This is a genomic window from Massilia phyllosphaerae (genome assembly GCF_034659755.1).
In the GTDB taxonomy this organism is placed as follows: domain Bacteria; phylum Pseudomonadota; class Gammaproteobacteria; order Burkholderiales; family Burkholderiaceae_D; genus Telluria; species Telluria phyllosphaerae.
This window is the reverse complement of the sequence record NZ_JAXSQX010000001.1, coordinates 1,632,853-1,646,014: the sequence shown is the minus strand read 5'-3', so window position 1 is coordinate 1,646,014 and position 13,162 is coordinate 1,632,853. Positions and strand designations below refer to the sequence as shown.

Annotated in this window: 13 protein-coding genes; 5 read left to right on the top strand and 8 right to left on the bottom strand. The window is 66.1% G+C overall.

The genetic code is table 11. The features are described from left to right. Positions 1 to 21: 21 nt before the first annotated feature. From U1H99_RS07375 to flhD, 7 genes are all read right to left on the bottom strand, one after another. The gene (locus tag U1H99_RS07375; RefSeq protein WP_141833817.1) at positions 22 to 387 is read right to left on the bottom strand and encodes a response regulator; all 366 of its coding nucleotides are present in this window, start codon (positions 385 to 387) and stop codon (positions 22 to 24) included. An 85-nt stretch (positions 388 to 472) separates the two neighbouring features. Continuing rightward, positions 473 to 1,021 (bottom strand): chemotaxis protein, encoded by a 549-nt coding sequence (locus tag U1H99_RS07370; RefSeq protein WP_323141062.1) that lies wholly within the window; start codon positions 1,019 to 1,021, stop codon positions 473 to 475. A 22-nt stretch (positions 1,022 to 1,043) separates the two neighbouring features. Continuing rightward, a complete protein-coding gene (gene motB / locus U1H99_RS07365; protein ID WP_323141061.1) occupies positions 1,044 to 2,018 on the bottom strand; it encodes a flagellar motor protein MotB in 975 nt (324 codons plus the stop codon). Between the two features lie 27 nt (positions 2,019 to 2,045). Next, positions 2,046 to 2,906 (bottom strand): flagellar motor stator protein MotA, encoded by an 861-nt coding sequence (gene motA / locus U1H99_RS07360; RefSeq protein ID WP_323141060.1) that lies wholly within the window; start codon positions 2,904 to 2,906, stop codon positions 2,046 to 2,048. Positions 2,907 to 3,045: 139 nt separating this feature from the next. Further along, a complete protein-coding gene (locus U1H99_RS07355) occupies positions 3,046 to 3,819 on the bottom strand; it encodes a class I SAM-dependent methyltransferase (RefSeq protein WP_323141059.1) in 774 nt (257 codons plus the stop codon). 40 nt (positions 3,820 to 3,859) lie between these two features. Then, positions 3,860 to 4,405: a flagellar transcriptional regulator FlhC gene (flhC, locus tag U1H99_RS07350; protein WP_323141058.1), complete on the bottom strand. Its 546-nt coding sequence runs from the start codon at positions 4,403 to 4,405 to the stop codon at positions 3,860 to 3,862. Between the two features lie 186 nt (positions 4,406 to 4,591). Next, positions 4,592 to 4,909, bottom strand: a complete 318-nt coding sequence (flhD, locus tag U1H99_RS07345) for a flagellar transcriptional regulator FlhD (protein ID WP_036230363.1) — start codon at positions 4,907 to 4,909, stop codon at positions 4,592 to 4,594. Between the two features lie 470 nt (positions 4,910 to 5,379). Here flhD and kynB point away from each other — a divergent pair, with 470 nt between their 5' ends. From kynB to U1H99_RS07320, 5 genes are all read left to right on the top strand, one after another. Continuing rightward, positions 5,380 to 6,039 (top strand): arylformamidase, encoded by a 660-nt coding sequence (gene kynB / locus U1H99_RS07340; RefSeq protein ID WP_323141057.1) that lies wholly within the window; start codon positions 5,380 to 5,382, stop codon positions 6,037 to 6,039. Beyond that, on the top strand, positions 6,036 to 7,301 hold the full coding sequence (kynU, locus tag U1H99_RS07335) for a kynureninase (protein WP_323141056.1): 1,266 nt from the start codon (positions 6,036 to 6,038) through the stop codon (positions 7,299 to 7,301). The genes kynB and kynU overlap by 4 nt, the downstream gene beginning before the upstream one ends. A gap of 9 nt (positions 7,302 to 7,310) precedes the next feature. Next, positions 7,311 to 8,150 carry a tryptophan 2,3-dioxygenase gene (kynA, locus tag U1H99_RS07330; protein WP_323141055.1) on the top strand — a complete coding sequence of 280 codons (840 nt, stop codon included), beginning with the start codon at positions 7,311 to 7,313 and terminating at the stop codon, positions 8,148 to 8,150. 78 nt (positions 8,151 to 8,228) lie between these two features. Next, positions 8,229 to 8,774: an RBBP9/YdeN family alpha/beta hydrolase gene (locus tag U1H99_RS07325; RefSeq protein ID WP_323141054.1), complete on the top strand. Its 546-nt coding sequence runs from the start codon at positions 8,229 to 8,231 to the stop codon at positions 8,772 to 8,774. 16 nt (positions 8,775 to 8,790) lie between these two features. Next, positions 8,791 to 9,900: an acyltransferase family protein gene (locus tag U1H99_RS07320; RefSeq protein ID WP_323141053.1), complete on the top strand. Its 1,110-nt coding sequence runs from the start codon at positions 8,791 to 8,793 to the stop codon at positions 9,898 to 9,900. Positions 9,901 to 9,915: 15 nt separating this feature from the next. On the opposite strand, the gene U1H99_RS07315 is transcribed toward U1H99_RS07320, so the two are convergent. After that, positions 9,916 to 13,104 (bottom strand): PAS domain S-box protein, encoded by a 3,189-nt coding sequence (locus U1H99_RS07315; protein ID WP_323141052.1) that lies wholly within the window; start codon positions 13,102 to 13,104, stop codon positions 9,916 to 9,918. Positions 13,105 to 13,162 lie beyond the last annotated feature (58 nt).

The window sequence follows — 13,162 nt, the reverse complement described above, 5'->3', positions numbered from 1 at the left end:
GTGTACTTGCTCGCTGCAGGATCAGCCGATCACCTTCTTGACCACCTCGATCAGGCGCTGCGGATCGAAGGGTTTGACCAGCCAGCCGTTGGCGCCGGCGGCGCGGCCCTTGGCCTTCATCTCGTCGGACGATTCGGTGGTCAGCATCAGGATCGGCACCTTGGCATAGGTCGGCAGGCCGCGCAGCGACTTGATCAGGGTGAGGCCATCCATCTTCGGCATGTTCTGGTCGGTCAGGACCAGGTCGACGGTCTGCTGCCGCGCCTTGTCCAGGCCATCCTGGCCATCGACCGCCTCCACCACCTGGTAGCCGGCGGCCTTCAGGCTGAACGCCACCATCTGGCGCAGGGAACTCGAATCGTCGACTGCAAGAATTGTTTTAGCCATTTCGTACTCCTGATCTTGTTCTATCGAGGGGTCAGAGCCCGGTTCTTCTTTTAGGGGCTCTGACCCCGAATTTAATGCGTTATCGTCAGAACAGCTCTACATCGCCGCTTTCCAGATGCCGCTGTTCCACCGACTTGCGCAGCATGCTGCGCAGTTCGAGCGACTGGATCGCCAGCGCCATGCTCACCTTGCCCAGCCCCTCGACGATTTCCTCGCCCCCGCTCTCGGGCACGATGTCGTCGCCGTGCGCGCTCAGCGTGGCCAGGAACTCGCGCAGGCCGTTCACGCGGCGCAGCGTGCGGTCGAGCAGCTGGCTGGTCATGTCCTGGAACTGCAGGCTGGTCACCGCCGCGTTGACGTGGCCCGCGATCTCGCCGGACATGGCGGCAAGGTGCGCGCTGTCTTCGGGCGACGCCGCGCCGCCGGCCAGCAGGCGGTCGATCGCCTCCTGGCGCGCGTCGACGGTCCGGTGGATCGCCATGAAGCTGCCGGTCAGCTTGTCGATCGCTTCCTCGAGCAGCAGATTGGTCTGCACCAGGTCGGTCTCGACCTCGTTCAGGTGGCGCCGCCCGTGGTCCGACACGCCCGACAGCAGGCGCTTGACGTGTGAGCCGAGTATCTTTTTTCTTGTCATTCGATCCTCCGTTCCTGCTGCCTTACTTTTTGACCGTGGCGCCGTCCGCCGGCGGTGCAATACCGCCACCGGTCGCACCGGCCACCGCTTTTACTGCGGCATCGGCATCGTCACCCGGCACGTCGAGTGCCGCGGCGCCGTCGCGCAGCAGGGCTTCCTCGGTGCGCTGGTTCATCACCAGGATGCTGATGCGGCGGTTGACCGGGCTGAATGGATCCTTGCGGTCGAGGTGGTTGACGCCGGCCAGGCCCACCACGCGCAGCACCTTGTTCTCGGCCAGGCCGCCGCGCACCATTTCGCGGCGCGAGGCGTTGGCGCGGTCGGCCGAGAGTTCCCAGTTGCTGTAGCCGGTTTCCGTCATGTAGGGCGTCGAATCGGTGTGGCCCGAGAGACTCAATTTATTCGGCACGTCGTTCAGCACCAGCGCCAGCACGTCCAGGATGTCGCGCGTGTACGGCTGCAGCTCGGCCTTCGCCGATTCGAACATCGGCCGGTTCTTCTCGTCGACGATCTGGATGCGCAGGCCTTCCTGGGTAATGTCCAGCAGCAGCTGGTTCTTGTATTTCCTGAGCTGCGGATTGGCGTCGATGGTCGACTCGATCTTCTGCTTGAGCTTGTTCAGGCGCTCGGCTTCCGCCGCTTCGACCGCGGCCTTGGCCGCCTTCAGGTCGTAGGTCTTCTTGTCGGCCGGGGTGTCGCCCTTCTTGACCTCGCCGTTACGGCGTGTCAAGTCCTGGCCGCCGCCCTGCAGGATCGACGAACTGTCGCCGCTGCCGGAGCCGCCCTGCATCGCGACCTTCAGCGGCGTCTTGAAGAAGTTGGCGATGCCTTCCATGTCGCCCTTGGTGGTCGAGCCGAGCAGCCACATGAGCAGGAAGAACGCCATCATCGCGGTCACGAAGTCGGCGTACGCGATCTTCCAGGCGCCGCCATGGTGACCATGGCCGCCCTTCTTGATACGCTTGACGATGATGGGCTTCTGGCCTTCGTCAGCCATGCGAGCCTCCGGCGTAGCGCAGCGTTATCACTTGCTCTTCGCTTTCTTGATGTGGTCTTCGAGTTCGGAGAAGGTCGGGCGCTCGGTCGAGTACAGCACCTTGCGGCCGAATTCGACGGCCAGCGCCGGCGCATAGCCGTTCAGGCTGGCCAGCAGCGTGACTTTCACGGTCTGGAACATCTTGCTCGATTCCTCCAGTTTCTGTTCCAGCAAGCTGCCCAGCGGCGCCACGAAGCCGTAGGCCAGCAGGATGCCGAGGAAGGTACCGACCAGCGCGTGGGCGATCAGCATGCCCAGTTCGGCCGGCGGCGCACCCACCGATTCCATCGTGTGCACCACGCCCATCACCGCCGCCACGATACCGAACGCCGGCAGGCCGTCGGCCAATTTGTTGATGCACGCGGCCGGGACATGGCCTTCATGATGGTGGGTCTCGATCTCGTTGTCCATGAGGTTTTCGATCTGGAAGGCGTCCATGTTGCCGGAAACCATCAGGCGCAGGTAGTCGGTGATGAATTCGACGATATGGTGGTCGGCCAGGATCATCGGGTACTTCGAGAACACCGGGCTCTGCTCCGGGCTCTCGATGTCGCCTTCGATCGACATCAGGCCTTCCTTGCGGACCTTGGACAGCACATCGAACATCAGCGACATCAGTTCCATGTACATCTCGCGTGTATAGGCCGAACCCTTGAGCACGCTCGGGAGGGCTTTCACGGTGGCCTTCACGGCCTTGGGCGTGTTACCGACAAAGAATGCGCCGATCGCGGCGCCGCCGATCATCAGGACTTCGAGCGGCTGCATGAGCGCCGCAAGGTGGCCACCGGCCAGGGCGAAACCGCCGAGCACGGACGCGACGATGACGATGTAACCAATAATGACAAACACGGGACTCCCGATGGCGTGAATCCGGACCGCGGTGTGCCCGGCCTGGATCGGTCTAATAAATCCAGAGAGAAATATTTACTTACGGGAATAGATTAGCTGTTGAATGGCCTACGGGCAAGTAAAACTGGCCGGATGTGGTTCAAAAGTGCCAAAGATGGAGCATTTTTGTGCTATCTGGTGTGACAAAACTAAGATTCGGTTCTCTATCGACAATGCCGAATTCGTAACTGACAAGTACACTGCCCGGCCGCATTTCCGCCTCGGCCTTGCGCCACAAGGCGCTCATCGCAGCCGGCGACAGGTAGGCGAACACCAGGTCGTACTGGCCGAAGTCGAGACGGTTGTAGTCGCCGCGCAAAAAGCGGGCACGGCTGCCTGCCAGGCGCGCCCGCAGGCGGCTGGCCAGCCACGGCAGCGGCGCCAGTTCGATGCCGTCGATCTCGCAGTCGGGGCGGCGCCGCGCCAGTTCCAGCACCAGGCCGCCGAGGCCGCTACCGATGTCGATCGCCCGCGCGGGCCGGCCGGGCGGCAGCAGGCCGGCAACGGTGTCCCACACCGCGCGCCCGGACGGGTAGTACGGTACCTGGGTGCGGAAGGTCGACCAGTACACCAGCAGGAAGACCAGGAAGGCGGCCAGGAACAGGCCCGGCGGCAGCCGCAGCGACTGCGCCAGCAGCAGCGCCGGCGCGAACCCGAAACCGATGAGGCGCCACCAGCTCGCCAGGCCGGCGCGCCACGACAGCAGCGCCGCCCAGGCACCCTGCAGCAGCGCCACGACCAGGTAGGACATCGGCACGCCGGCGCGCGCCAGCAGCCAGACGACGCCCAGGGTCAACGGAAAGCTGAGTAACTGGACCAGCAGCGCCCGGATCGCCGGCAGCTGCAGCAAACGCCGAGGGGCAGGCGTGTTCATGGCCTGCCCCTCGGTGGGAGAGATCGGAATTGGTTACGGCTCAAGATGCGGAGGCCGCGGCATCCTTGGCCTTGCGCGTCTTGCCGGCGCGCGAAGGCATGTTGCACAGGCCGCAGTGGTAGCTGTCGTTCAGGTCGAGCGGATTGACGACGAACTTGCCCTGGCACTTGGCGCAGGGTGCCAGCACCAGCATGTTGCCCTGGAAGAAACGCACCAGGGTCCAGGCCCGGGTCAGCGACAGCAGCGGTTCTTCGCCCGGCTCCGGCGGCATCTGTTCCAGGTAGAGCTGGTAGGCCTTCATCACCGCCTGCACGCCGGTGGCGCCGGCATTCTCGACCAGGAACCGGTAGATATTAATATAGAGGGAGGAATGGATATTCGGCTGCCAAGTCAGGAACCAGTCGGTCGAGAACGGCAACATGCCCTTCGGCGGCGACACGCCCTTGAGTTCCTTGTACAGCTTGATCAAGCGCTCGCGCGACAGCGAGACTTCGCTCTCCAGCAGCTGGAGACGGGCACCGAGCTGGATCAGTTCGATGGCCAGCTGGATTTCCTGGGCTTCCGAGACGACGCTTTTCTTACTCATGATTCACTCCAGCCAGGCTGCGGCAATGCTAACTAAATTCGGGGTCAGAGCACAAAGGCAGATTCGCGCTCCGACCCCACAGCCAGACCGGGGTCAGCGCCCGATCTTCGGCAAAAGCCTCAGGGCTATGTCTCTAGCATACACTGGTTGAGCGAGAATCGGTAAAACCAGTAACAGCGCCGGTTTTCAAGCGATTTCTTCGGCAGGCTGGCCGGCCATTAGGATGGCGGCGTGCGACTGCGCCAGGGCGCGGTCCTTGCTGTGGCTGGTGAGCATGCCCAGGATGGCGGCGTCGTCGAAGCGGAAGCGGGCCAGCATCATGTTGCCGCCGGCAAGCTTCAGGATCTGGGCATTGCTCATGCCTTCGATCAGGTCGGCGATGTCAGCCGAAATACCGAGTCGGAAAATCGCGGTGACCTTGTCGGCGCGGATCATCTGCTGAGCCAGCATCAGGTAGCTCAGGTTGGCATCACGAATTTCAGCCATCATGTCGTTCGCAGTCATTTTCTCTCTCCGTTTGATCTGTTCCGGCAGCGTTGTGTGTTGCCGATGAGATAGATTCTGACCGTGAGGAAACTTTTTGAGTATCAGAGGGAGTCTGTATTTTTCGTCCGCCAATGGCGAAGACATCCGTAGGAGTTTGTCTGACAAACGCCTCCGAATAGTGGTCTCGCCCCTATGAAAAGGGGCGAATGATGAAGTGTGATACCGGGTGATTTTTCCACCCCAAGACGCCGTAAAGAAATGCATCTTATGTTGGTTATCGTCAACCTTTTGGGGAACTTTAGGGCTGTTTGAAAATATTTTTTCGCACCAACCACCTCCCCGGATGCCCGTCCGACACACAATCCCGGGCATCTGGGTTGGTTATCGGAAGGGTTTTTGCGAACTTTAGGGTTGTTTCAAAATATTTTTAAAAATTTTTTCGATGCCAAAAAAGCAGCACCCCGGCATTGCTTGCTACACTGCGCCCCATGCATACTCCTCAACTCTGGGACATCAGCCCGACGATCTCGGCTGCCATCCCGGTCTGGCCCGGCGATACGCCGTTCGCGGCCGGCCCCACCTGGGAAATCAAGGATGGCTGCCCGGTCCACGTCAGCCGCATGACGATGACCACCCATCTCGGCGCCCATACCGATGCGCCTTCCCACTTCGACCCGGGCGGTGCGGCCATCGACGCCGTTGCCCTCGATCCCTATCTCGGCCCCTGCCGCGTGATCCACTGCATCGGCGCCAGGCAGGTGGAGCCGGCACACGTGGCGCACTGGCTGCACGGCACGCCGCCGCGCGTGCTGCTGCGGACTTACGCCAGCGCCCCGCAGCAGGCCTGGGACCCGGCCTTCCCCGCCATCGCGCCCGCCACCATCGCGCTGCTGGCGGCCCACGGCGTGATCCTGGTCGGCACCGACGCCGCCTCGCTCGACCCGCAGGATTCCAAGACGCTGGACGCCCACCACGCCGTGCACCGCCACCGCATGGCGATCCTGGAAGGCGTGGTGCTCGATGCGGTCGAACCCGGCGACTACGAACTGATCGCCCTGCCCCTGAAACTCGCCGGCATGGATGCCAGTCCAGTACGTGCCATCTTACGCTCGCTTGCGTCCGCTCAAAACCCGAAGGAAAGCGCATGACCCACCTCAATTCCCGCGATGACTGCCTGACCATGGACGCGCGCGACCCGCTGGCGCCGCTGCGCGCCCACTTCGACCTGCCCGACGGCGTTATCTACCTCGACGGCAATTCGCTCGGCGCCCGCCCGCGCGCCGCGCTGGCGCGCAGCCAGCAGGTGGTGGCGCAGGAATGGGGCCAGGACCTGATCCGCAGCTGGAACAGCGCCGGCTGGTTCGACATGCCGAAACGCCTGGGCGACCGCCTGGCCCCGCTCATCGGCGCCCATGCCGGCGAAGTCGTGGTCACCGACACCACCTCGCTCAACCTGTTCAAGGCGCTGGCCGCGGCGCTGGCGATCCAGGAAGGGAAAGACCCGGCGCGCAGGACCATCGTCACCGAGCGCGCCAACTTCCCTACCGATATCTATATGGCGGACGGCCTGACCCGCTGGCTGGACCGGGGCTACCGCATCCGCCTGGTCGATGCGCACGACGAACTGGCGGCCGCGATCGACGAGGACTGCGCCGTGCTGATGCTGACCCACGTCAACTACCGCAGCGGGCGCCAGCATGACATGGCGGCCCTGTCCGCCCTGGCCCACGCACGCGGCGCGCTGGCGGTCTGGGACCTGGCCCATTCGGCCGGCGCGGTGCCGCTCGACCTGCACGGCGATGGCAAGGACAGCGGCGCTGACTTCGCGGTCGGCTGCACCTACAAATACCTGAACGGCGGCCCCGGCGCCCCGGCCTTCATCTGGGTGCCGGAACGGCACCAGGCCGCGTTCAGCCATCCGCTCACCGGCTGGTGGAGCCACGCCAGGCCGTTCGCGATGGACCACGGCTTCGCCGCCGCCGACGGCATCGGGCGCGCCCTGTGCGGCACCCAGCCGGTGCTGTCGCTGGCGCTGGTGGAATGCGGGCTGGACGTCTTCGAGCAGACCGACATGGCCGCGATCCGCGCCAAGTCGCTGGCGCTGACCGACCTCTTCATCGCGCTGGTGGAAACGCGCTGCGCCCGCCATCCGCTCGGCCTGGTGACGCCGCGCGCGCATGCCGAGCGCGGCAGCCACGTGAGCTTCACCCATCCGCATGGCTACGCGGTGATGGCGGCGCTGATCGAACGCGGCGTGATCGGCGACTACCGCGAGCCGGAGATCATGCGCTTCGGCTTCACGCCGCTGTACACGCGCTTCAGCGACGTCTGGGATGCGGTCGAGGTGCTGCGCGACATCCTCGACAACGAACGTTATGATATTCACGCGAGGCGCGGCGCGGTGACTTGAGGAGAACCCATGAGCGACCTGGACAAGCCAGCCGAGTGGCACGGCGCCCGGATGGATTTCAGCCGCAGCATGAGCTACGCCGACTACCTGGGCCTGGACCGCATCCTGTCGGCCCAGCATCCGCTCTCGCCCGACCACAACGAGATGCTGTTCATCGTCCAGCACCAGACGGGCGAGCTGTGGATCAAGCTGATGCTGCACGAGCTGCAGGCGGTGCGGCGCCAGATCCGGGCGGGCGAGCTGGCCCCGGCCTTCAAGATGCTGGCGCGAGTGGCGCGCATCATGGACCAGCTGGTGCATGCCTGGGACGTGCTGGCCACCATGACGCCGCCCGAATACAGCGCCATCCGGCCCTATCTCGGCGCCTCGTCCGGCTTCCAGTCCTACCAGTACCGCGAGCTGGAATTCATCCTCGGGAACAAGAACGCCAGCCTGCTGGCCGTACACCAGCCGCATCCCGAACACCATGCGGCGCTCGAACGGGAATTGCACGCGCCCTCGATCTACGACGAGGCGGTGCTGCTGCTGGCGCGTTCAGGCCTGGCCATCGCGCCCGCGCGCCTGGTGGCGGACCCCACGCAGCCGACGGCGCACGACGACTCGGTGATGGCGGCCTGGCTCGCCGTCTACCGTGACCCGCAGCACCATTGGGCGCTGTACGAACTGGCAGAAAAGCTGGTCGACCTCGAGACCGCCTTCCGCTTCTGGCGCTTCCGCCACGTATCGACGGTGGAACGCATCATCGGCTTCAAGACCGGCACCGGCGGCACCGCGGGGGTCAGCTACCTGCGCAAGATGCTGGACGTGGTGCTGTTCCCCGAGCTGTTCGCGCTGCGCACGAAGCTGTAGCGCACGGCTGCCCGAAAAAGCGGCAGCCCCACACATTGCATGTACAATCATGCCAATCAATCAACCCGAGGACCTCCCATGAAGTGCGACATCCTGATCCTGTCCGGCCTGTGGAATTCTGGCCCGGACCACTGGCAAACGCACTGGGAAGGCAAGTACTCCAAATGGGAGCGGGTGGCACACCGCGACTGGAACAATCCCGAGCGCGACGAGTGGGTGGCCGAGCTGGACGCCGCCATCGCCGCCTGCCAGGGCATGCCGATCCTGGTAGCACACAGCCTGGGCTGCATGCTGGTGGCGCAGTGGGCGCAATCCGGCTCGGCGCTGAAGGTGGCCGGCGCCTTCCTGGTGGCGCCGAGCGACACCGAAGCGCCTTCCTACCCGATCGACGCCAACGGCTTCAAGCCGATCCCGATGGCGCCGCTGCCTTTCCCATCGCTGGTCGTCGCCAGCAGCGACGATCCCTTTGTCACCCTCGACCGCGCGCACGCCTTTGCGGCGGCCTGGGGCAGCCGCGTGGTGGAAATCGGCGCGGCCGGCCACATCAACGCCGACACCGGCTACGGCGAATGGTCCGAGGGCGAAGCGCTGCTCGAGGAATTCTGCCGCGTGCTGACGCCCTGACCCGTCCCCGCCCGCCATGCGCCCCGCGCCCGCCCTCGACCAGCGGTTCTCGCTCTACCTCGACCTGGTGCGCATCGCCGCGGCGCTGGCGGTGGTGGTTGCCCACTTCGGCTATTTCCGCATCTTCGATGCGCGCCAGGTCGCGCAGCTGCCGGATTTCGGGCGCGAGGCGGTGATTGCCTTTTTCGTGCTGTCCGGGTTCGTGATCGCGTACAGCGCCGATACCAAGAACACGACGCTGGCCAGCTACGCGGCGGCGCGCTGCGCCCGCCTGTACTCGGTGGTGCTGCCGGTACTGCTGCTGGCCTTCTTGCTGGCGCCGCTCGCCGCGGGCATCACCCACACGCCGCTCGACGATGCTTACCAGTTTCACAAGCCATGGGCTTACCTGCCCTTCCACCTGCTGTTCCTGGGCGACGCCTGGGGCTTCTCGGAGCGCCCGCCCTGGCTGCTGCCATACTGGTCGCTCGATTACGAAGCCTGGTATTACGTGCTGTTCGGCGCCGCCTGCTACCTGCGCGGGCGCCGCCGCACCCTGGCGCTGGCCGCCGTGCTGGCGCTGGTCGGGCCGCGCCTGTGGCTGCTGCTGCCGATCTGGCTGAGCGGCGTCATGCTGTACCGCTGGCAAAAGACCGCCACGCTGCCGGCAGGCCTGGCCCGCGCCGGCTGGCTGCTGTCGGTGCTGGCGGTCGCGCTGTGGGGCTGGTTCGATCCGGAGCCTTACCTGCGCACGCTGGCCAATGCCGCCTGGCCCTTCCCGGGCATCCGCATGGGCAGCGCCGACCGCGTGCTGGCCGACTATGCGGTCTGCATCATGGTGCTGGTGAACTTCGCCTGCGCGCGCCATGCCGGCTTTGGCGCGCTGCTGCGCGTCGGGCCCGCGATCCGGCGCCTGTCGGCGCACACCTTCACGCTGTACCTGTCGCACGCGCTGGTGATCGGCGCCTGGATGGCCGCGCTGCCGGTCGAACGCGGCCACTGGCTCGATATCGCCACCATCGGGTTCGCCATCGCCGTCACCACGCTGTGCCTGCAGCCCCTCACCGAGGCGCTGCAGCGCGTGCTGCACGCGCGCCTGTCCGCGCTGTTCGCCGCACGCGGGCGCACGCTGCACCCGATTCCCTGAGCCGGGAGCGGCCTGTCAGCGGCCCGGGGTGCGGCGTGATTCAGCCCCCATCACGCCGGTGATCAGCCGGTTGATCTCGTCCATGCCTGCGGGCTTGGTGAGGTGGGCATCGAAGCCGGCTGCGCTCGAGCGCTCGCGGTCGAGCTCACCGCCCCAGCCGGTCAGCGCCACCAGCACCACATCCTGCAACCCCGGCGTATCGCGCACCGCGCCCGCCACTTCGTGGCCGTTCATGCCCGGCATGCCGATATCCAGTATCGCCATGTCCGGCCGGGTCGCGCGAATGCGGTCGACGGCGCGCAGGCCGTCGTGCACCGTGTCGGTCTCGTGGCCGGACGCCTGCAGCAGGCTGGCCAGCATCTCGGCGGCGTCGACGTTGTCGTCGGCGAGCAGGATGCGCAGGCGCTTCATGGCCACCGCGCCGGCAGCGCCGCCGGCCGTCCCGCTTTCGGCATCGGCCTGGGCGGCGGCCGGCAAGGTCACCGTGAAGGTGCTGCCCTGCCCGGCGCCCCGGCTGGCCACCGCAATCGACCCGCCATGCATGTCGACCAGGCTACGCACCAGCGACAGGCCGATGCCCAGTCCGCCCTGCGCATGGCCCATGTTGCGCGATACCTGGCTGAACATGTCGAACACCCTGCCCTGTTCCTCGAGCGGAATGCCGATGCCGTTGTCCGTCACCGAGACCACCACCGATCCCGCCTCGCGCCGCGCCGCCAGCACGATCTCGCCGCCCTTGGGCGTGTACTTCACGGCGTTGGTCAGCAGGTTGCTCAGGATCTGCGCCAGCCGCGTCGCATCGGCATCGACCGCCAGCGGCTCGGTGCCGGCATCCACCTGCAGCCGGTGATGCGCCGCCTCGACCGCCGGCAGGGCCGTTTCGACCGCGTTGGCGATCGCTGCCTTCAGGTCGACGCGCGCCTTCTGCAGCACGATCTTGCCGCTGTTGATGCGCGAGACGTCCATCAGGTCGTCGATCAGGTGCACCATCTGCCTGAGCTGCCGGTCCATCATGTCCAGCACGCGGCCGCCGCCGGGCGCCGGGCTGGCGCCCATGCGCATCAGGTCGAGCCCGGTGCGCATCGGCGCCAGCGGGTTGCGCAACTCGTGTGCAAGGGTCGCCAGGAATTCGGTCTTGCGGCGGTCGCTCTCGGACAGGTCGTCCGCCAGCAGGCGCAGGTTTTCCTCGGCCTGCTTGCGCGCCGTGATGTCGGTGAACAGGATGCCGATACGACGCTCCTCCGGCGCCCCCATCGGCATCGCGTACACGTCCCACCAATAGCCCATCGCGGCCGAGTGCTCGACGAAGCGGGCCGGCTCGCGGCTCAGGGCGACGCGGCCATACAGCTCGATCCAGCGCGGCTCGATGTCGGGCACCATCTCGCGGATGGTCTTGCCGGCCGCCTCGACCAATCCCGACTGCTGCTCGAAGCCGCGGTTGACTTCCTCGAAGCGGTAGTCGCGCGGCCGGCCCTCGTCGTCGAGCAGCACCTGCACGATGGCGAAGGCTTCGTCGATCGAGGTGATCAGGGTACGGTAGCGTTCCTCGGTCACGCGCAGCGCATCCTGTGCCGCCTTCTGGCGCGTGATGTCGAGCATCACGCCGGCCAGGAATTCGGGCCGCCCCGCGCCATCGCGCTCGATCCGGCCGCGGGCGCTGACCCAGCGCTGGCCGCCGCCGTCCAGCACGATGCGATAGGTGGCGCGGTACGGTTCGTCGCCGTCGAGCGCCCGGGCGAGCTGGCGCTCGACCTCCGGCCTGTCGTCCGGGTGGATCGCCTGCGCATACGTGAGCCAGGGCGCCCCGCTCACGAACGCCGCGGGCAAGCCGAACAGCTGAATCAGGTTGTGGTCGCCGATGACGCGGTCGTCGTGGAGGTCCCAGATCCAGGTGGCGACTTCGCCCGCCGCCAGCGTCGCCGCCAGGCGCAGCCGCGCTTCCTCGAGGGTTTCCTCGGTGCACTTGCGCTCGGTGACGTCGGCCGCGGTGCCGGTCATGGCCACCGACCCGCCGGCGGGCGCCGCCTGCATCATGCCGGTCAGTTCGATCCAGCGCAGTTCGCGATCGGGCAGGCGGTAGAAACGGCCGATGAAATAAAAGCGCGCGCCGTCGCGCATCGTGCTGTGCACCGCGTCGTGGAACCCACCGACGTCGTCCGGGTGCAGGTAGTCAGCCATCAGCCTGGCGGCGTTGACGATCTCCGCGCCCGGCGCGAGGTTGAAGATACGGTACATCTCCTCGTTTTCCCAGGTGCCTTGGTCGGATTCGACATCCCAGGTCCAGATGCCGAGACGGGCGGCTTCGGTGGCCAGGCGCAGCTGCGCTTCCGCGCTGCGCAGGCGCAGCTGCGCCGCCTCGAGCGCGGCCCGCTTGCCCTGTTCATGGGCGATCTGGTCACGCGCCGCCCGGACCTCGTGCAGCGCGGTCACATCGTTCATCGAGATCACCGCCCCCAGGACCTGGCCGGCGCCGTCCGTCAGCGGACGCCCCGACACCTCGACGTGGCGGCGCCGTCCATCCGCCGATTGCACGACCAGCTTGGCGTCCTGTACCAGCTCGCCCTGCAGCGCGCGGTACAGTGGCATCTCGCCGACCGCCAGCAGCGCACTGCCATCGGCGCGGTACAGCCGGTAATGCTCGGCCCACTGGTCGAAGCCCAGCGGCCGTTCCTCGAGGCCATGGATTTCCCGGGCGGCGTCGTTGAAGAAGGTCAGCTTGCCCTGGCGGTCGCAGGCAACGATCCCGTTGTCCACGCTTTCCAGCACGGCGGCCAGGAAGGAGCGCTGTTCTGAGCGCGCATGCGCAGGCTCGTCCGGCGGCGCCTTGCGCATGGCATACGCTTCGCGGACGACCTTGCCGAAGCCGAGCACCGTGCCGCCGTCCTCGTCCATGATCCGGCTGACGACGCCGTCGCAAAACACCGTGCTGCCATCGTTGCGCAGATGCCAGCGCGCATCCATCGAGCGGCCCATCGTCAGCGCGACATGCAACTCCTCGGCCGGGGCGTTGGCGCGGCGGTCTTCCTCGGTGAAGATGATGGCGGCCGGCTGGCCGACCGCTTCGCCGGCAGGCCACCCCAGCAGCCGTTCGGCGCCGGCGGACCATTCGAGGATGTTGCCGTGGCGATCCATCACAATCATGGCATGTTCGACGGCATGCCTGGCCAGCAGCTGATAACGTTGCTCAGATGTAAAACTGTGCATAAAAATGGCGTTACTCGCAGGACGGCCGGGCGCCCGACCAGGTTAATGTCTTGAAGCA